This window comes from Salifodinibacter halophilus (genome assembly GCA_012999515.1).
Classification (GTDB): Bacteria; Pseudomonadota; Gammaproteobacteria; order Nevskiales; family Salinisphaeraceae; genus Salifodinibacter; species Salifodinibacter halophilus.
In genome coordinates, this window is the sequence record JABEEB010000149.1 from 1 (window position 1) to 292 (window position 292).

A 292-nucleotide genomic window follows, 5' to 3' on the forward strand; every position below is an offset into this window, starting at 1 on the left:
CCACGTCGTACACGACCGGCGTCGGTACGCCGACGCGCCGTGCCTCCGAGAGCAGGCGCGCTTCCTGCGTCGTCCGCTCCCGGCGGAGACGCGCGTCGAGCGCGTCGTGGCGATACCCCTTCGGTCGGCGGGTCTTCGTCACCGTCGCGCCCTCGCCCTCGACGATCGCTTCCGCACCGCGCAGGTCGGTGCCGTCCGAGCCGCCGAGTAACACGTCCTCCGCGTCGCCGCGCCACGTCACCGGCACTTCGTCCGGCCGGTAGTCCGGGTTGACCGCCGACTCCGCGATGGC

General features: G+C 73.6%; 1 protein-coding gene. It reads right to left on the bottom strand.

Annotation, left to right across the window (positions count from 1 at the left end):
* The coding region (locus tag HKX41_11090) for a Kae1-associated serine/threonine protein kinase (protein NNC24676.1) at positions 1–292 on the bottom strand (292 nt) is incomplete at both ends.